Annotated in this window: 12 protein-coding genes; 5 read left to right on the top strand and 7 right to left on the bottom strand. The window is 47.6% G+C overall.

Features of this window, described 5'->3' with window-relative positions; translation table 11 throughout:
• Positions 1–80: 80 nt before the first annotated feature.
• The 3 genes from WFI24_RS16830 to WFI24_RS16820 all read right to left on the bottom strand — a co-directional run bounded on the left by WFI24_RS16830 (position 81) and on the right by WFI24_RS16820 (position 4,807).
• Positions 81–1,793, bottom strand: coding sequence for an ABC transporter ATP-binding protein (locus WFI24_RS16830; RefSeq protein WP_336762918.1), 1,713 nt, complete (start codon positions 1,791–1,793; stop codon positions 81–83).
• Positions 1,794–2,033: 240 nt separating this feature from the next.
• The gene (locus WFI24_RS16825; protein ID WP_237177352.1) at positions 2,034–3,062 is read right to left on the bottom strand and encodes an ABC transporter substrate-binding protein; all 1,029 of its coding nucleotides are present in this window, start codon (positions 3,060–3,062) and stop codon (positions 2,034–2,036) included.
• Between the two features lie 110 nt (positions 3,063–3,172).
• Complete coding sequence (locus tag WFI24_RS16820) at positions 3,173–4,807, bottom strand: AraC family transcriptional regulator (RefSeq protein WP_336762585.1); 1,635 nt, start codon at positions 4,805–4,807, stop codon at positions 3,173–3,175.
• A gap of 529 nt (positions 4,808–5,336) precedes the next feature.
• Between WFI24_RS16820 and WFI24_RS16815 the strand changes: the two genes are divergently transcribed.
• Complete coding sequence (locus WFI24_RS16815) at positions 5,337–6,326, top strand: LacI family DNA-binding transcriptional regulator (RefSeq protein ID WP_336762583.1); 990 nt, start codon at positions 5,337–5,339, stop codon at positions 6,324–6,326.
• 160 nt (positions 6,327–6,486) lie between these two features.
• Complete coding sequence (locus WFI24_RS16810) at positions 6,487–9,879, top strand: GH36-type glycosyl hydrolase domain-containing protein (RefSeq protein WP_336762581.1); 3,393 nt, start codon at positions 6,487–6,489, stop codon at positions 9,877–9,879.
• A gap of 902 nt (positions 9,880–10,781) precedes the next feature.
• On the opposite strand, the gene WFI24_RS16805 is transcribed toward WFI24_RS16810, so the two are convergent.
• Positions 10,782–11,981: a methyltransferase domain-containing protein gene (locus WFI24_RS16805; protein WP_336762579.1), complete on the bottom strand. Its 1,200-nt coding sequence runs from the start codon at positions 11,979–11,981 to the stop codon at positions 10,782–10,784.
• A 258-nt stretch (positions 11,982–12,239) separates the two neighbouring features.
• Here WFI24_RS16805 and WFI24_RS16800 point away from each other — a divergent pair, with 258 nt between their 5' ends.
• Entirely contained in the window at positions 12,240–12,740 is a 501-nt protein-coding gene (locus WFI24_RS16800) for a GNAT family N-acetyltransferase (protein WP_145324527.1), read from the top strand.
• A gap of 26 nt (positions 12,741–12,766) precedes the next feature.
• The gene (locus WFI24_RS16795) at positions 12,767–13,555 is read left to right on the top strand and encodes an SDR family oxidoreductase (protein ID WP_336762576.1); all 789 of its coding nucleotides are present in this window, start codon (positions 12,767–12,769) and stop codon (positions 13,553–13,555) included.
• Positions 13,556–13,668: 113 nt separating this feature from the next.
• Here WFI24_RS16795 and WFI24_RS16790 read toward each other — a convergent pair whose 3' ends face one another.
• Positions 13,669–14,217, bottom strand: coding sequence for a GNAT family N-acetyltransferase (locus WFI24_RS16790; protein WP_145324523.1), 549 nt, complete (start codon positions 14,215–14,217; stop codon positions 13,669–13,671).
• A 215-nt stretch (positions 14,218–14,432) separates the two neighbouring features.
• Entirely contained in the window at positions 14,433–14,690 is a 258-nt protein-coding gene (locus WFI24_RS16785) for a DUF2164 domain-containing protein (RefSeq protein ID WP_336762573.1), read from the bottom strand.
• Positions 14,691–15,134: 444 nt separating this feature from the next.
• On the opposite strand from WFI24_RS16785, the gene WFI24_RS16780 reads away from it, so the two are divergent.
• Positions 15,135–16,868 (top strand): glutamine--tRNA ligase/YqeY domain fusion protein, encoded by a 1,734-nt coding sequence (locus WFI24_RS16780; protein ID WP_336762571.1) that lies wholly within the window; start codon positions 15,135–15,137, stop codon positions 16,866–16,868.
• 661 nt (positions 16,869–17,529) lie between these two features.
• Here the strand turns inward: WFI24_RS16780 and WFI24_RS16775 are convergent.
• Positions 17,530–18,759 carry an MFS transporter gene (locus WFI24_RS16775; RefSeq protein ID WP_336762569.1) on the bottom strand — a complete coding sequence of 410 codons (1,230 nt, stop codon included), beginning with the start codon at positions 18,757–18,759 and terminating at the stop codon, positions 17,530–17,532.
• Positions 18,760–18,770 lie beyond the last annotated feature (11 nt).

Here is an 18,770-nt window from a genome sequence, read left to right as displayed (position 1 = left end):
AGGGAGGGTTGTTCTGCTGTTGTTGTAGTGACTTATTTGTACTACTCATATATTGAACTTATAGCTTTTAAGTCTTATCTCTAACCAAACTGGGCTTGATGCAGTCTACTGTAAGAGCCTTTGCGTGCGAGTAGTTCTTCATGGCTGCCTTGTTCAGCTACGCTACCGTTCTCCACCACCACGATGCGATCGGCGTGTCTGATGGTCGCCAGTCGATGGGCAATCACCAATGTCGTACGTCCTTGAGCCAGCTCGGACAACGCCAGTTGAATGGCGGCTTCTGTCTCGGTATCGAGCGCGGAAGTGGCTTCATCCAGAATGAGAATGGGCGGGTTTTTCAGGATCATTCTGGCGATGGATAGACGCTGCTTCTGTCCGCCCGACAATTTCACGCCACGTTCACCAATCATGGTGTCCAGTCCATCTGGCTGGGATTGTACCAGCTCTTCCAGTTGGGCCCGGCGAATGGCTTGCCAGATTTCCTCATCGGAAGCATTCAATTTGCCGTATGCAATATTTTCGCGAATTGTTCCGTCAAACAGGAAGATATCCTGCTGCACAATCCCGATATGGGAGCGCAGTGATTCCAGCGTCATGTCCTTCACCGGAATGCCATCAATGGAGATATGTCCCGCATCCACATCGTAGAAACGTGGGATCAAACTGCATAGCGTCGTTTTTCCCCCGCCCGAAGGTCCAACCAGGGCAACCGTCTGGCCTGCTTGAATATCCAGATTAACCTGAGACAGCGTAGGTTTGTGTTCTCCATAAGAAAAGGTAACGTTATGGAAAGCAATATCGCCTTTGACATTCGGAATTGGTTTTGCCTGTGGTGTATCTTCTACATCCGGTACAGCTTCAAGCAGCTCCAGGTAACGTCTGAATCCGGCGATGCCTTTGGGATACGTCTCGATAACGGAGTTAATCTTCTCGATGGGTCCGAGGAATACATTGGACAGCATCACAAAAGCGATGAATTCCCCGTAGGTCATACTGCCTTGAATGACAAACCAGGTTCCACATACCAGTACAAAAAGTGATACAAATTTCATCAGAATGAAGCTAAGTGAAGAGTTCCAAGCCATAATGCGGTAGGTGATCAGTTTGGTGAGTCTGAAACGTTCGTTGTTCTCGACGAAACGTCCTACTTCATGTTTTTCATTGGCAAAAGCTTGTACCACACGGATGCCGCTCACATTGTTCTCGACCCGTGCATTATAATCGGCGATATCCGCAAACATGCGCTTGAACGCCTTGGACATTTTGCGACTGAAATACAGCGACAGGTAGATCATCAGCGGCACGATGATGAACGTCATCACAGCGAGCTTCCAGTTGATTCCCAGCATAATCCCGAAAGCTCCGGCGAGTGTCATGAGGGCAATGAACAGGTCCTCGGGTCCGTGATGCGCGATCTCACCAATATCCATCAGATCGTTGGTCATGCGGGAGACCAGATGACCGGTCTTATTATTGTCGAAGAAGCGGAAGGACTGCTTCTGTACACGCTGGAACAGTTCACGCCGCATATCGGATTCGATGTTAATGCCAAGCTTGTGTCCCCAATAGGTGACTGCATAATGGAAAAAGGAACTAAGCAGGTAGATGCCGAGCAACCCGACACACGCCGCTAAGATCATGGACCAATTGCCAGCCGGAAGCAGCTGATCGACCACCCGGTTAACGGCGAGTGGAAAGGCCAACTCCAGCAGAGCGGCGGCGATGGCACAGGAGAAGTCCAAGATAAAGAGCCTTTTGTAAGGACGATAATAAGACATAAAACGGCGAAGCATATGTAAGTCCTCCTTGATATGACACAAATGCCCGAGCAGGCTGATCAGGGCGTGTCTCAAAACTCGCTGAAGTGCATCTTTTACCGCCTTTTCGCCCCCTGCTGCGTCACTTTCCCTTGACGTGCCCCGGCACGCCTGCGGAAAACTTTCTTGCTTGGAACGAAAATTCGGCAAAATTTGCTTCCTTCGGAGTTTTCAGACGCGCCCTAGCCTGTCCGGACACCTGGATTTATGCTTATGTTATTTACGGTTTTGCTCTGCACGTTCTACGATCATATCGGCGAATTCTTCAGCCTGACCTTGAATCGCAATCGGGTCGAAGTACCAGTAACGGTCTTCCAATAATTCATACACCTGATTGTTTTTCACAGCCGGCAGGGATTGCCAGATGGCATCACCTTTGTAATTTTTATTGTTCTCTCCAACGGTTAAGAAGATATGATCCCCTGCATAATCACCAACAACTTCACGCGAAATCTCTTTCCATTGGGTATCGCCCATCAGTTCTTTTTTGGTGATTTCGAGTGGGGCAAGTTGCAAAGCACTGTAGACCGCTTGTCCTCCTCGACCAAAGTTGTCTCCATATCCATAATAACTCTTGTCGGATACTTCAAGGATGGAGAAGGTTTCCTCCGGTTTGATGACTGTTTTCACCTTGGCGCGAGCGGCTTCAATTCGTTCATCGTACGTTTTCAGCCAAGCTTCGGCTGCTTCGGATTTGTTCATCAGCTCTCCGAATCCCCGGATTTCGTCATGTACATTGGTGAATGTACCATACGGAATGACCACGGTAGGTGCGATTTTTTTATAACTTTCAATCTCTTCGGCTTGATCAGAGTAGGTAATGATCAGATCCGGGTTCAAGGCAATAACCTTCTCCATGGATACCGCTGCCCGATCACCGATACTTTCGATGCCCGCCACCTGATCTGCATAGAACGGGTTTTCCAAATAATATTGAACAGCCCCAACGGGTTTCACACCCAGTGCGAGCAGATCACTTACGTACATATCCGTGACGATTCGTTTCGGTTCAGCCGGAATTTCAACATCCCCGCTTAATGACTTGTAGATCCGTGTAGCATTCGAATTGTCCGAACCGGACGACGTGTCTGTGTTCGTCTCGGAAGAGCCGGTTGTCGTTTCTGTTCCCGCTGCCGATGTCTGTTCAGTGGCAGTCGAGCCTGTACCGCTGCTACAAGCAGCCAGAATCATAATAATGGCGAGCATAAGCAGCAAGCCGGAAAAGCGTTTTTTTGCAGCAAACATATTATTGTTCCCCCTATGTATAATCAATAATGATTATTATTCTCATTAATAACATAGAGGAAGATGTGATATTTGTACATGGACAACTATGATCACTACAGCATGGACAATTATGATGTCAGGTGACGCATGATATGCTGCAACTGCTCCATAACGGACAGGGGATCGAATCCATAGAACATGTCGGCATCAATCTCGTATACACGTCCTTCACGAACGGCGGAGAGGGTGCCCCATGATTCCTGATTCAGCAGGCTATCCAGCATTTCTCGTTCGGTGAGTTCCTCAGGGTAGGCAACAAACATGTGATCTGCTGCATACAAGTGAATCTCGGACAACGGAACATGAACGTACCCCGTGAGTAACTGTCCATCCTGCTCCATACGTGAGGGTGGAGTGAAGCCCAGCGATTGATACAGCACATGAGAAGCTCTGCCCCAGCCATGACCGTAGATATAAGCCCCGTCTTCTCCAATAATAAACATGCAAACGGCGGACCCTCGTGTTCCTTCCATCTGTTGGTCCAACGTATGATTGGCTTCTTGCTCAAGTTGCTGATATCGGTCTAACAACGCTTGTGCATTGGACTCCAGCCCAGTAATTCGGCCGAGATGAAGAAGCTGCTGCTGCCAATCGAGTTCCTCAAAGGGCATCAGAATAGTCGGTGCGATCAGACGCAGGTTATCGGAAGCGGGATGCGGTGCATAACCGACAATGACATCAGGATGAGCATTGGTAATCAGATCGGTATGCTTAACCAGCTCATATTCGGAATGCTGTTCAAAATCATGACCATGTTCACCCAATTTTTCTTCCATCCAGCTGGCTACGGCCCCCATGTGAGGCGTATGGCCCAATGCCAGTAGAGAAGCGGTGTAGTTATAAGTCAGAGATACGATCCTTTTGGGCATTTTCCGGTAGTGTGTTGGTGCTGAGCCAACCATCTGTTTGAATTTGCGGCTCAGATAGAAGGTGTCCCTGTAGCCTGTCAGTTGTGCAATTTCCTGTAGCGTAGGGTTCGCGAACAACAGATGCTCCTGAGCCATCCTGATTCTGAGACGGGTCACATATTCAACAAACGTAAGACCCGTATGTTTTTTGAACTCTCTTGAAAAATGCTCGGGACTCACATTCGCATCGCGTGCCAATTGTTCGCGAGTCAGCGGATGCGTGTACATCTGATGGATATGTCTGAGTACAGCATCGAGCCAGGAGTGATCTTCATGAGCAGAATGAGCTACATGATCCCGCAAAATATCCAGTAATTCATAGAAAAGCATATGTGGCCTGAAGGGGCTCGAATCATGGCCTGTCGAACTTGCTTGAATCAGCTCTACTGCCCTGTCAGTGAGCGTCCGGCTCGCAATGGGGGCTGGTATCCCGAAAGGCCAGAACAGCTGTTCATTTTCAGTGGAATCAAAAGCAATAGCAATGCCCTGTATTGGCGACAGAGAGCCGCGGTTGTTCTCGTGCTGAAGCAGACTTCCGGCTTGACGGACGACTGCAGAGCCCGCATTTAATGTCAGTTTGCCCTCTGCACTGATCAGCCTGGCCTGGCCAGCAGTAATGACGTATAGTACATGATGTGTGCTCCACCATTCATCTGTATGGGAGAACGCCTCGCGGTCGTGAAGTTGAACCAGATGGCGCAGCTTGAACAGGACACCAGGGATGGACTGAATTTTCTGCAAGGGAACTGGGCGCGACAGCGATTTTTTAGGATAAGTTGGTTTGGATGTATGCATTAAATAACCGTCTCCTTACATAGGTAGCAAGGGCATCATTCGTCTTATGCCCTTCGTATACTGGCGGAATTCTCGAATCTGAACTATTATGCAGTATATACTATAAACGAAGTGACGGGGATGGACAGATTGAGCATTTTATATTTTTCTGTGGAAAATGGATAAAGTGGTTGAAATCGCTATCAACACCGACTATAATGAAAATGTCGAAACGTTTCAATCTGACGTTTGCTACCCGTTTCATTGTGTTAGGCAATAACGGTTCATAGGACGCCAGATTGAAAGACGGGTCATAACCATCATTATTGGTATAGATTGGAATGAGGAACATTTAACAGTAGTACCCTAAGGATGGAGACAGGGATTTTTTTTGAGAATACCTCGAAACGTTTCGATTGATAGCTATACCATTGATATGTAAAATGATTAATGAACGATTGTACAGGATTTAGTGGTTGTTAAGACCGTGTACCGTATAAAATGTAGATAACCTTAGAATTTGTTTTAGTTTAGAAGGAGCGAACGTGGAATGGCAACGATTAAGGATGTGGCAAAGCTCGCAGGTGTAGCACTCTCGACTGCTTCCTATGCGCTGAGCGGGGATAGCAAGGTTAGTGCCAAGACCAAGGCTAAAGTGCTTGAGGCAGCACGAGAACTGAATTACCGCAAGAACGGCTTTGCCATGGACCTGAAACGGAGCCGGACGAACACCATCGCTTTGATTCTGACAGATCTGTCAGGTCCGTACTACTCGGAGTTGATTCGTAGTGTACAGGATGTAGCACTTGCGAACGGGTATGATCTGATTGCTTGCAGTTCCATGGGTGGACGGGATTCAACAGCAGTACGATTTTTGCGTGAAAAAAGAGTAGATGGAGCCATCATCCTGGCGCATAACATTCATGATGATATTCTGGTGGAATCTGCCGGTCCTCGTTTTCCGATCATTGTGATGGATCGTCAGCTGTCGAGTGACCATCTGGTCAACGTGCTGGTGGATGGAGAGCAGGGCGGTTACCTTGCTACCCGCCACCTGATTCAGGCAGGACATCAGAAGATTGCATATATCAGCGGCCCATCCAACTCGTATGACAATGCACTGCGTTACCAAGGGTATCTGCGGGCGATGCGGGAAGCGGGACTCGAAGAAAAGTCCAAATGGCGTCTGAACGGCAATTTTGTACGTGAGGGCGGATACAGTGCGACCAAGATGATGATCATGCAGGGCGAGCTTCCCTCAGCGGTATTTTACGGTAACGATGAGATGGCGATTGGCGGCCTGAAGGCATTGGAAGAGCGTGGTGTATCGGTGCCGAATGATATTTCCGTGATCGGTTTTGACGATATTCAGTTGTCCGAATATGTGCGTCCACCGCTGACAACGATACGCCAGCCGAAGCATGAAGCAGGGTCGCTTGCAGGACATCTGTTATTCCAAATGCTCAACGGAGAAGCGGTGGATCCATCGTATACATTAACGATTAATATGATCGAGCGCAGCTCTGTACGTTCGGTTTAGAACGGGTCTGGAAGCGAAGAATTGCCTGCATGCTGAAGTGAAAGTTTAATGATGGGGTTATCGTCCGGACGGGCTGTAAATGGCCGGTTTGAAGAGGCCCCTATTCTTTTTCAAATGTATCGAAACGTTTCGATTTTAACTAATTCAAGGAGTGAACCTTATGACAACGATGATTAATGAACCGATCCGGTTGAGTGCCGGAGAGTTATCTTTTACCTTTTTGAACAGTGGAGACCTGTATCAGGCCACATCCGGCACAACCATGCTGAATCAGTTGCTCAGCAACCAGATTGATGGATCTTTGAACAACCTGTACCTGCGTGTGCATGAGGGAGAGAAAATTAGCTCGTTCCCGCTGCTGGGTGTACGTTCGAATAGCAAGGTAATTACAAGCAAGGCACAATCCAGCAACCAGTTGATCTGGGAGGGTACAGTCCAGCTGGAAGGTAATGAACAAGGCATTGGCTACCAGGTCGTATTTACGGCTACACCGCAAGGTGTCTGGTTCTGGGATGTGAAGCTCACAGGACAACAAGATAACGTAGACGTGGTGTACGGACAGGATGTAGGACTTGCTGATCCGGGTGCGGTACGCAGCAATGAAGCTTATCTGTCACAATACATCGACCACACGGTATTTGAAGATGAAGCCAAAGGTTATGTCGTTTGTTCCCGTCAAAACCAGCCTCAGGGCGGTGCATTTCCATATATGCAACAAGGTTCCCTGACCAAAGCAGTCGGTTACTCCACAGACGGATTCCAATTCTTCGGTCTGTCGTACAAGGAAACGAATCAACCAGAGGGCTTGAAGCGCCCAATGTTGGCGAATGAGACGTATCAGTATGAATTTGCCTACACGGCGCTGCAATCTGAACTGCTGAATCTGAACGGAGAATCACAGGTAGTGTTTTATGGACTAGCGAAGCCTAATCATGCCGAAGGAATCTCTGCACTGGAATTCGGGGATGAAGTTACTGCAGCATGGAATGAAGTACAGGCTCTGACTGTGGAGAAAGGTGACATGTTGGAACAGGTGAAACTGTCCTCCTTCCTGGGTGAACCACTGGTAACACTCGATCTGACGCAAGATGAGATACATGATCTGTTCCCTGATCGTCATCAGGAAGAGCACAGCGGTGAGGAACTGTTATCCTTCTTCACAGGCAGCTATGAACATATCGTTCTGAAAGCGAAAGAATTGCTCGTAGAGCGTCCGCACGGTCACATTCTGATGAGTGGTGGCAATGTGCAACTTGGAGCACAGGTTATTACGACAACGTCGTATATGTACGGTATTTTCAACTCACAGCTGGTTATTGGTAACACCAATTTTAATAAAATGATCAGTAATGCCCGCAATGCATTGAACGTACCGAAGACGGCTGGACAACGCATTTATGTGGAAATGGACGGACAATATCGTCTGCTGACGATGCCTTCCTTGTTCGAGATTGGCTTCAACTATGTACGTTGGATCTACAAAACCGAATCCGATACGATCATCGTGACGAACTATACAGGGGCACATACTACGGAATTAAGCATGAACGTGCGCTCCACAAGTGGTACGGCATACCGTTACCTGGTAACAAACCAGATTACGATGAATGTGAATGAATACGAGTATCCGCTGCATATGACGCAGGATGGCGATACTTTGATCTTCAAGGCTGATCCACAAGCAATTAGTGCCGGAACGTATCCGGATCTGCAATACCGCATGTCGGTGAATGGTGCAGCTGTAAATGTAGGTGACGAAACGCTGCTGGCAAGTGGTATCCGCAGTGGGTCTGCATCTCTGGTTACGCTTAGTCTTGAAGCAAGTGCTGAATGGACGCTGAAGGTACAAGGGGTATTGGAAGGCCAAGTGGATAGCGGAGTGGCAGTGGGCTCAAGCCTGGCGTTCGAAGAGGAAGTGCAGGCATACCGCGAGTTCTTCGCGGGTGTGATGAACGGTTTCCGTTTGTCTCGTGGAGAAGGTCAGAGTGCAGAGGATCTGTTCAAAGTAAACGCGCTTGCTTGGTGGTACACCCACAATATGCTGGTTCACTACTCCGTGCCTCACGGTTTGGAGCAGTACGGCGGTGCAGCTTGGGGTACGCGGGATGTGTGCCAAGGTCCGGTAGAGTACTTTATGGCTACGCAAAAATATGAGCAAGTTCGCGATATCATCAAAATGGTCTACACTCACCAATACGAAGATGATGGCAACTGGCCGCAATGGTTCATGTTTGATAAATACTTTGCGATTCAACAGGAAGAAAGTCATGGTGATATCATCGTATGGCCGCTGAAAGTATTGGCGGACTACCTGACAGCAACTCGCGACTATGCAATCCTGGATGAGAAAGTACCTTATACTGTCAAGCATAGCTTTGGGTTCACGGAAGAGACGGCAACTGTACTGGATCATGCGAAAAAAGAGATCGAGTATATCCGTTCGCACTTCCTGCACGATACATTCCTGTCTTCCTACGGAGATGGTGACTGGGATGATACGCTCCAGCCAGCCAATGCACAGCTCAAGCAATACATGGTGAGCAGTTGGACTGTAGCATTGACGTATCAGTCCGTGAACGTGCTCTCGCAAGCCCTGAAATACAAGGATGCAGACTTTGCACAGGAGCTGGACGTGTTGGCTCAAGGCATCCGTGAGGACTTTAACCGTTACATGCTGGGCACAGATGTGATTCCAGGCTTTGTATACATGGAAGAAGCCGACCAAGCGAAGCTGATGCTTCATCCAACAGACACAGAGACAGGCATTCAATATCGTCTGCTGCCAATGACGCGCAGCATGATCGGCGAATTGCTGAATGCGGAGCAAGCTGAATCGCATTATGCCTTGATCCGTGAACAGTTCCTATGCCCGGATGGGGTGCGTCTGATGAATCGTCCAGCTCAATATGCTGGTGGTGTAAGCACACACTTCAAGCGTGCAGAGCAAGCGTCCAACTTCGGACGTGAGATTGGTTTGCAATATGTTCATGCTCATATCCGTTACGTGGAAGCGATGGCGAAGCTCGGCAAGACAGATCAGGTGTGGAATGGTCTCGCGATGATCAACCCGGTTGGTATCGGCGAGGTTGTACCTAACGCGGAGATTCGTCAAGCGAACTCGTACTTCAGCAGTTCAGACGGCAAGTTCAATACGCGTTACGAGGCACAGGAACATTTTGACCAGCTTCGTAAAGGGACTGTACAAGTGAAAGGCGGATGGAGAATCTACTCCAGCGGCCCTGGAATCTACATGAACCAGCTGATCTCCAACGCGCTTGGTATTCGTCAAGAGGGCGGCGATCTGGTCATTGACCCGGTATTGCCAGCTGAGCTGAACGGCATGCAATTCGAATTCGAGTATGCAGGTGAGCCGGTGACGTTTATCTATCACTTGAACGAAGGTGCTGTGAGCCGTGTAGCGGTGAACGGCAAGGACATTCGTACCGAGCGTACAGCGAACCGTTACCGTCAGGGCGGGGTCAGCATCTCACTTGATGAGTTCAGACAAGCACGCAGTGCAACTGAACGTGCAATTGTTGATATTTATATGTAAGAAATGAAAGTTCTTTACATTGTTATTGGAACGAATTCCTGAAATATAAGCATATATGCACCCCTTAGGTAGAATAGACACTGGAGAAATCTCGAGATTTCATCAATCAAATTCTAAGGGGTGTTTATCTTTTTCTTGATTTCATTAATGTCTAAATAGAGTTTTAGTAAGAAGCCGATTAGTATGCCTATTCCAATTATTGCACCTACAGTCCCTAATAAAATTAAGATATATGAAATTATACAACCCAAGATCATTAAACCTACCAATTTCATTGTGTGTCACTCCTTTAAATGGTTGTCTTAGACTTAGTTAACTATACTATTATTTGGAATTATACCCGAGACTATTTCTAAATATGTGACCTTTCCGATAGAGACAAATACGAGCGGAAGGTTATTGTATCATCGAAGTAATAAATATATTATTCTTTAATTCACTTTACATAGTTAGCGCAGAGTATGACTCAATGGATGAGGGGAAGATCAATGAATGGAGCCGTATTGGGAAGATAGATTTGAAATGGAAGGGAAGATTTGGGGAGAAGTTCCGAGTGAGATTGATTTCAAGCGATAGCCATTTTCAAGCAGCACGAACGATGATGTAAAGAAACACTTCAAATACTTTACAATCTCGGAAACTGGTCATTTCAAAGAGCAGCTTTTTTATACTCATGAGAGTAGCTCTTGGATAAATATAAGATACATTAGTGTTTCAAAAAATAAACCAATATGTGGCTATTATTTAAATTTAATAGCTAAGAGGATGGCATTATAATTCAGTGTCATCCTCTTTCATTTTGCGTTAAATCCTCTCGACTTTAACACAATAAAATAGGGTGGGCCTCATTGTCTAAGTATAAATCTATTTATTTCATTTGTGCGCTCTTAGGGATTCGGTGCTCACCGCAGTGGAACTGCCAGCAATGTATGTAATAGCTCATTATGCCGCACATGCTTCGTTACGTATCCCTGTTGCTCCAGCCAGTCGCATAGTTCACCCAGCAGAGGGAAGTGACGCTCGCGCAAGGCAAGCAGCTGTTCCTCGTGTCTTGATAACTCAGCTTCACGAACATAAGCCTCGCGGTGAGCAGCATCGATAAACATCAGATCGGTTAGACCGATACGCCCGCGCGAGGTTAAAACACGCTGCATCTCCTGTAATGCCAATAGTTGCTGATCTGAACTCAGATGATGGAAAGCGAAGCTGGACACGACAAAGTCGAAGGAATGATCGGTAAAAGGCAGAGCCAGAAAATTCCCAAGCTTCACATGCATTTCGGGATATTTGGTGCGACATCTGCGCAGCATCTCCCGGGACTGATCGATTGCGGTCATGTCTGCGCCGTTCTGTAATAGTTTCCCGGCCAGATTCCCCGTGCCTGTGCCTATATCAAGTCCCTTCTCACCAGGGGCGGGAGAGATCCAATGAACTATCTGTTCGAGCCCCTCATCATAGTTGTGATACAGATAGAAATAAGGCTGTACCGCATCATTGGAATCGCTCGGCGCGGAAGTGTCTGTATCTTGGTATGAATGTGTAACTCCATGCTCATGGCTTGCAGGCGATGCATTGTCCGAACGATGCCTGTCCTCTGAATGGGGTTGTCCAGTACTGCCTCTGCCTTCCGCCTGCACTCGCTGATCATGGATGGCTGCCTGCGTATCATAATTCCACCGATCATGCCAGTTCTGCCTTGCTTCACGCAGGCGACGGGCACTGTCCGCGAGATCGTGCAGATGGCTGACATCCAGCGGTCCGTCCTGACGATTCAGGTCTATCATGCGCTGGGTTGTATCCATCATACGTTTCAACTCGATCCACTGGGCATACATGACGGCCTGTTGCAGCTCCAGGTATTCTTCCAGCCGCTGCTGGTTTCCTTGATCGATCTCTCCGATCGCGTGTGTAATATCCTGTAGGGACATGCCAATCTCACGGAGAGCCGCAATGGTCTGAAGCCGCCAGATATCATTCTCGGTATAGGTACGATACCCGTTACTGGACTGTTTGGCGGGTAGAATTAACCCTTTTTCCTCATAAAAACGAATGGTTCTCGCCGATATACCGAGTCTGCTTGCTGCCTCTTTGATATTCATCATGCATCCCCTCCTTCTCGAACCAGTATAAACTATGACGTTAGGGCAAGGTTAAGCGATTATTTCATTTTGCGAAAAGGTTCAATATCGAGTGGAATTTTAGTCAAAGCTGAGGCTATGCTACAATATATAGAACAAAAAAACTTAAATAGTGAAGTAAACGAATAATGTCTTCCTATTCCTAAGTTTCTTAACTTTCTTAAATCTCCCGACGTTGTAACGTACAGCGTTGTCGACTATAGCACGAAAGGTTGAATCATTATGCTTACCAGCCATACATTTACGATTCGTCCATCTGAGATTAAAGATGCAGCCCAGCTAATGGAGTTGGACACCCTGGTATGGGACAAACACACCTCACCTGCACCGATGCAGTGGCGGTCCAGACAGCAATATCTGCAGCATTGTCCGCCAGGCAGCCAGTTGATTGCGGTGCAGGGAGAGCGGGTATGTGGTTATGTGGGCTTTAATCCAGCCACAGGTATGCCGGTCAATCGTCATGTCTACGAGATTCATATTGCAGTTCACCCTCATGATCGGCGTTGTGGCATTGCTACTGCTTTGATGGATGCCATCAAGCAGCATGCGGCCCAACAAGGCGTTCGCAAGCTCAGGCTGCGCGTACTATCCAGCAATCCGGGAGCAATCACGTTTTATACACAGTGTGGATTTGTGACGGAAGGCAGGCTGGTGTCCGAGTTTTATATCGGAGGCAAGTATGTGGACGATATTCTTATGGGTTATTTTATCCAGACCAAATAGAAACTAGCTGAGGAGGAGGAACAACGATGGACATGGGACTTCAAGGTAAAAAAGCACTGGTGCTGGCTTCCAGTCGAGGGCTGGGCAAAGCGGTAGCCGCTCAATTGGCAGCAGAAGGTGCTGACGTCATGCTTGCCAGCCGGAGCGAAGAAAAGCTCGCAGAAGTGAAGCAGGAGCTTCTGGCGCTTGGTGGTGGTGGACGTGTGGAATATTGTGCAACCGATGTGACACGCAAGGAAGATATTGAGGCTCTGATTCACAAGACAGCGGAGCTGTTTGGGCAGATTGATATTCTGGTGAACAATTCGGGGGGCCCGCCATCGGGTTCATTTGAGTCACTGACCGATGAAGATTGGGAACGTGCATTTGAATTAAATGTACTCAGTTATGTAAGGCTGATTCGCGGTGCTCTTCCTTATATGAAAGAAAGCGGTGGACACATTGTGAATATCGCTTCAACTTCGGTGAAGCAGCCGATTCCGGGTCTGGTGCTGTCCAACACGTTCCGTACTGGCGTTTTCGGATTGGCGAAGACCTTGTCTCAGGAGCTAGCTCCATACGGTATTTTGATCAATACAGTGGCACCAGGACGTATTGCAACAGATCGAATTCGTGAGCTGGACGCAGCACGGGCTGAGCAGAACGGAATCAGTGAGGAAGAGGTATCTGACCAGTTCCGTAAAGAGATTCCACTAGGACGTTACGGTCAACCGGAGGAGTTCGCCAAAGCGGTGGTATTCCTGTTATCCGGAGCCAATACGTACATCACGGGAACCTCCCTGATCGTGGATGGTGGTATGGTCCGAGCACTATAAAAGTCATGGATACAATAAAATACCCTCTGTCACCACATGACGTGGAGATAGAGGGTATTCCTGTTATTCCGATATGTTGGGAGAGATCACTCCTGATTTATTATGTAGGCGAATTAGCGTAAAAGTTCCCATTCATGCTGCAGCATGCCGTACACTGCATGGTTCACGTATCCCTTAGGCAATTTCTCTGCCTGACGAATGACACCTTCGAGAACGAATCCGAGTCTTTCAGGGATGGCGCGACTCCGTTTGTTGTTGGTTGCTGAGCGAATCTCGACGCGATTCAAATCCAGGGTCACCAGTGCATAATCAACCAGAACGCGACAAGCACTTGTCATCAGACCCTGACCTTCGAAGCCTTTTCCAAGCCAGTATCCGATGCTTACCGAGCGGTTGGTCCAGTTAATCTCTTGGAATCCGATGACGCCTGCAAGATCCCCTTTTAACCATACTCCGGCGGTGAAGCCGCCATTTTCAGCACCTTGTTTTAACGCGTTGGTAATAAAGTTCGAGGTGTGTTCCACTTCTGTCACATGATCCACCCACGGCAACCAATGTCTCAGTTGATCCCGCGAGCGATCCGTCAGTTCGAACAGCGGTTTGGTATGTTCCATGGCCAGTGGCCGGAGTTCGGTATATTCATCCAATGAATAGGTAAACATGAATGCAACCTTCTTTCCTTATTAGTATAGGTTGTTCAAAAAAGTCCACTTTTGATTACGAATCATGCCTAGCGGCATGATCAGCATCGAATATGAAATTCAGCCGAAATGTCCGTTGCTCACGTAGTTTCCTACGCTCCGCTACTCCATTTCTAGCTTCATTCCATCTTCTCGGTACTGAAAACCAGACTTTTTGAACACGTATTTGTAGTGGATTAACGGGAAGTCTTGGGCAACTTTTGCTCCAGTGCAAACAGGTCTTCTTCCATTGAGGCCATGCGTTGATTGACCGTTGTGCGTGCGTCACGGAGTGCCTGATTATATATGTAGGGAGCGAGCTGTGTCATGAACAGGTCGAGGACACCCCAGGCCGCCAGATCACCCAGTTCTTCGCCACGTTCCTCTTCGAAATACGACTGGATGGTGCGAACGGCTTCATCCTGCTGTTCTTTGGTCAGTTTAAGCGTGTTCAATGGGAAACCCTCCCTTTAATTTGATTTTAGAGGTTGTTCAAAAAGTCCGCTTTTGATTACGACTCATGCCTAGCGGCATGATCAGCATCGAATATGGAATTCAGCCGAAATGTCCGTTGCTCACGTAGTTTTCCCTACGCTCCGCTACTCCATTTCTAGCTTCATTCCATCTTCTCGGTACTGAAAATCCAACTTTTTGAACACGCACTTTTACTATCATGCTACATGATTCGAGCGAACCCGTCAAAATGGTTTTGGGCCTATTTATGCAAGGCTGATCCTGACTTTGGTGTCGTTCTTTATTGAACTCCTCCCCCGTTAAAGGTATATTTAAATGAAACGCGTACGAAACTTTCCAAGAAAACAGTTTTTTTCAGGAAATGACTTCGTTATAAAGGAATTATAGCCGGAATTGCTGCAATTCCCGAAAGCTCCAATCAATTCATGAAAGGTTTGATACCTGTGGACAATCGTACAACCCCACCTAACTTTATCAAAAATATTATTACCGAAGATCTCCGGTCAGGGAAAGTCCAGGAAGTTATTACCCGTTTCCCTCCGGAACCGAACGGTTATCTGCATATCGGCCATGCCAAGGCGATCTGGATTAACTTTACGCTGGGCGGCGAATTTGGCGGCAAAACGAATCTGCGCTTTGATGACACGAACCCGGTCAAGGAAGATGTCGAGTACGTTCAATCCATCCAGGAAGATGTGAAATGGCTCGGATACGAGTGGAACGAGAAACGTTTTGCCTCGGATTATTTTGATGAGATGTACAACCGTGCTGTCTTGTTGATTGAAAAAGGAAAAGCTTATATCGACGACCAAAGCGCCGACGAAATCCGTGAAATGCGCGGAACGCTGACGGAGCCGGGCAAGAACAGCCCGTACCGTGATCGTTCGGTGGAAGAGAATCTCGACCTATTCACACGTATGCGTGCAGGCGAATTCAAGAACGGAGAGAAAGTGCTGCGTGCCAAGATCGATATGTCTGCACCGAATATCAACCTGCGCGATCCGGTTATTTACCGGATTTCACATGCACACCATCATAACACCGGCGACAAATGGTGCATCTATCCAATGTACGCCTTTGCTCACCCGCTCGAAGATGCAATTGAAGGTGTAACGCATTCCCTCTGCTCTCTGGAGTTCGAGGATCAACGCCCATTCTACGATTGGGTTATCGCTGAATGTGAGATGGAGAGTAAGCCGCGTCAGTACGAATTTGGCCGCCTGAACCTGTCCCAGATGGTAACAAGCAAGCGGAAGCTGAAACTGCTCGTGGACGAAGGCCATGTGGATGGATGGGATGATCCACGTATGCCGACAATTTCGGGTCTGCGCCGCCGGGGATATACACCGGAAGCCATTCGTGATTTCGTATTTGAGACAGGCATCTCCAAGAGCCAAGGGGTTATCGACTTGCAAACGCTGGAGCACTTTGTACGTGAAGACTTGAAACTGAAAGCTCCGCGCACGATGGCTGTTCTGCACCCGCTCAAAGTGGTCATTACCAACTATCCTGAAGGACAAGTGGAATGGCTTGAAGCTGAGAACAATGTGGAGAACCCGGAGATGGGCAATCGCCAAATTCCGTTCTCCCGTGAGATTTATATTGAACAAGACGATTTCATGGAAAATCCGCCGAACAAATACTTCCGTTTGTTCCCTGGCAACGAAGTTCGTCTGAAACATGCATACTTCATCAAATGTAACGATGTGATCAAGGATGCAGAAGGTAATGTGACCGAGATTCATTGTACCTATGATGTGGAGACAAAGAGCGGCAGTGGATTCACTGGCCGTAAAGTCAAAGGCACGATCCACTGGGTAGAAGCAACTCAAGCGGTACCTGCTGAATTCCGTCTGTATGAGCCTTTGATCTTGGATGAAGCACCGGAAGCAGAGGTCGAAGTGGCAGTAGCTGGGGCTGAAACTGAGGTTGTGGAAGAGCAACCGGAGAAAACGTTCCTGGATCAATTGAACCCGAACTCCCTTGAGATTGTTAATGGGTATGTGGAACAAGAGATGAAGGAAGCGAATGCTCAGGATAAATTCCAATTCTTCCGTCACGGTTACTTCAGTGTAGATCCAAAACATTCCGAGCCAGGACGCCCCGTATTTAACCGGGTCGTATCCCTGAAAAGCTCGTTCCAACTGCCAAAGGCATAAGGCCGATGGATAAACTTAAAGTCTGTTCATCAGAGTGCTGGTAAGCAGCCAAGTTTTAAGTTAAAGGAAGGGCATCCTTCGTCATGATCATGGCGAAGGATGCCCTTTTGTTTTTCTGGGTAGTTTTAGACTGAGCATACAATACGGCATGAACATGAACATGAACATGAGCTGAGGCCATAGATGTACGTATGAGGTAAGAATCTAACGAACCGAGGACATGCTATTTAAGTGTATTTGGGCATTCCAGCAGCGTAACGAATCGTAGACACCTTAATTCCTCGTTAGGCTTGTCCTTTTAGGGTTTTTAACATCTTTTATGCAAAATAAGGTGGCTGTGGTTCTTTAGTTTTAGAAATTCGTGAAATTATTGCAAATAAGGCGCCTAAGATTCGTTAGGAGCAACAAACCTTAGACGCCTTTTCTCTTTACTGCACCTATTCTTAATCTTTTGTTTCGGTTTTTTGTACGCTGATGTTACACCCTAACGTAGAGGACAGAAATAACCTGAAGAAGCGGAGCGTTCGCCTTTATCTCCGGATTTTACCCTTTAAAAAGGGAATCAAGAAAATCCGGAGATAACAGCGATCAGAAGGTTGTTCTGGCATCGGAGTGCGCCAGTGTAACTTTAATCGTGCAAATATCCCCCTGCAACAAATGATTATCTGTCCTCATCCATATTACCCATCTCCGTCAACACAACTGGCTGATAGCCATTGCGTCGATTCGACAACCACATGATGCTGAATCCGACCGCGCCGATGAGCGAGAAGAATACACCGATGCTATACATGATTTCCGCACCGAAGCTCTGGAACAACCAGCCACCGAACAGACCGGCAATGACGCCGGAGAGACCGCCCCAGGCCATCGTGTAGACCGCTTGACCGGAAGAACGATAAGGTCTTGGGATAAACAGCATAGTCAGCTGCGTACCCACATAGAAGTACCCACCGAACGTAATGGAGTGCATCAGCTGAATGAATACAATCTCCAGCGGGTTGTTAGCCAGTGCCATGAGCTGCCAGCGAAGTGCAAACAGCACACTGATCAGGATAAGGGATGCCAGGAGTATGCTCATTTTACGCTTGAGTAAGCGGTCCAGCAGCAGAAATACACCGACTTCGAGAATGGAAGAGGTGAAGATGGCCCAACCGACCATCTGTTTGTCGCCACCCATCTCTACGATATATAGTGACATAAATGTGCTGTTCATCGCATTGGGCACCGACACGAGTACACCCAGGCCGATAAATGTCATAAAATATGGATTGAACATGACTTTGCCAAACCGCCGAAAAGTAACCACAGGTGTATCCGAAGCGATCGGCTGTCTAGGCAGAAATACGGATAATACAAAGGCGATAACAATCATGCACGCAAATATAATGGATACACTGCCGCTGCCAAAACGGTCAATAACCGGTCCGGCAGCGACGGCAGTAAGTGCCCAACCGAGTGAACCCCATAGCCGGAATGCCCCAAATTTCTGGGTTGTACCATCGATATATCCGAGAATCAGGCTGTTCGTTTGGGCGAATAATGGACTTTGGAAAAAATAAAAGAAAATCATGGCTACATAGATCCATGTATAACTGGGCGCATAGAACACACCTTGGGCGAGCACAAATGTGCCTCCCATCATAACCATCAGAATGATGCGAATATTGCGGGATTTATCGCTCCAGAAACCCCAGAACGGGTTGGCGAACAAAGATACAAAGGGTCCAATCGCCATCAGACTGCCAATCTCCAGTTTGGTCATGCCAATCTCTTGCAGGTAAAGCTGCAGGAATCCGGCAAAGATCGAGATGGCTCCATATATGAAAAAGTTATATAGTTTCAGAGAAACCAATGAGGGATTGCCTCTCGAAGGTACAGGTCTGTCCAATTAAGCCATTC

Source organism: Paenibacillus sp. USHLN196, from assembly GCF_037144955.1.
Classification (GTDB): domain Bacteria; phylum Bacillota; class Bacilli; order Paenibacillales; family Paenibacillaceae; genus Paenibacillus; species Paenibacillus xylanexedens_C.
Note: the sequence above shows the minus strand (reverse complement) of the source record. Positions and strands in the feature narration are given on the sequence as shown.

Excerpts from the sequence above, each read along its gene's own strand:
- WFI24_RS16830 (WP_336762918.1), bottom strand. The coding sequence starts at position 1,793 with ATGCTTCGCCGTTTTATGTCTTATTATCGTCCTTACAAAAGGCTCTTT.
- WFI24_RS16825 (WP_237177352.1), bottom strand. The coding sequence starts at position 3,062 with ATGTTTGCTGCAAAAAAACGCTTTTCCGGCTTGCTGCTTATGCTCGCC.
- WFI24_RS16820 (WP_336762585.1), bottom strand. The coding sequence starts at position 4,807 with ATGCATACATCCAAACCAACTTATCCTAAAAAATCGCTGTCGCGCCCA.
- WFI24_RS16815 (WP_336762583.1), top strand. The coding sequence starts at position 5,337 with ATGGCAACGATTAAGGATGTGGCAAAGCTCGCAGGTGTAGCACTCTCG.
- WFI24_RS16810 (WP_336762581.1), top strand. The coding sequence starts at position 6,487 with ATGACAACGATGATTAATGAACCGATCCGGTTGAGTGCCGGAGAGTTA.
- WFI24_RS16805 (WP_336762579.1), bottom strand. The coding sequence starts at position 11,981 with ATGATGAATATCAAAGAGGCAGCAAGCAGACTCGGTATATCGGCGAGA.
- WFI24_RS16800 (WP_145324527.1), top strand. The coding sequence starts at position 12,240 with ATGCTTACCAGCCATACATTTACGATTCGTCCATCTGAGATTAAAGAT.
- WFI24_RS16795 (WP_336762576.1), top strand. The coding sequence starts at position 12,767 with ATGGACATGGGACTTCAAGGTAAAAAAGCACTGGTGCTGGCTTCCAGT.
- WFI24_RS16790 (WP_145324523.1), bottom strand. The coding sequence starts at position 14,217 with ATGTTTACCTATTCATTGGATGAATATACCGAACTCCGGCCACTGGCC.
- WFI24_RS16780 (WP_336762571.1), top strand. The coding sequence starts at position 15,135 with ATGAAAGGTTTGATACCTGTGGACAATCGTACAACCCCACCTAACTTT.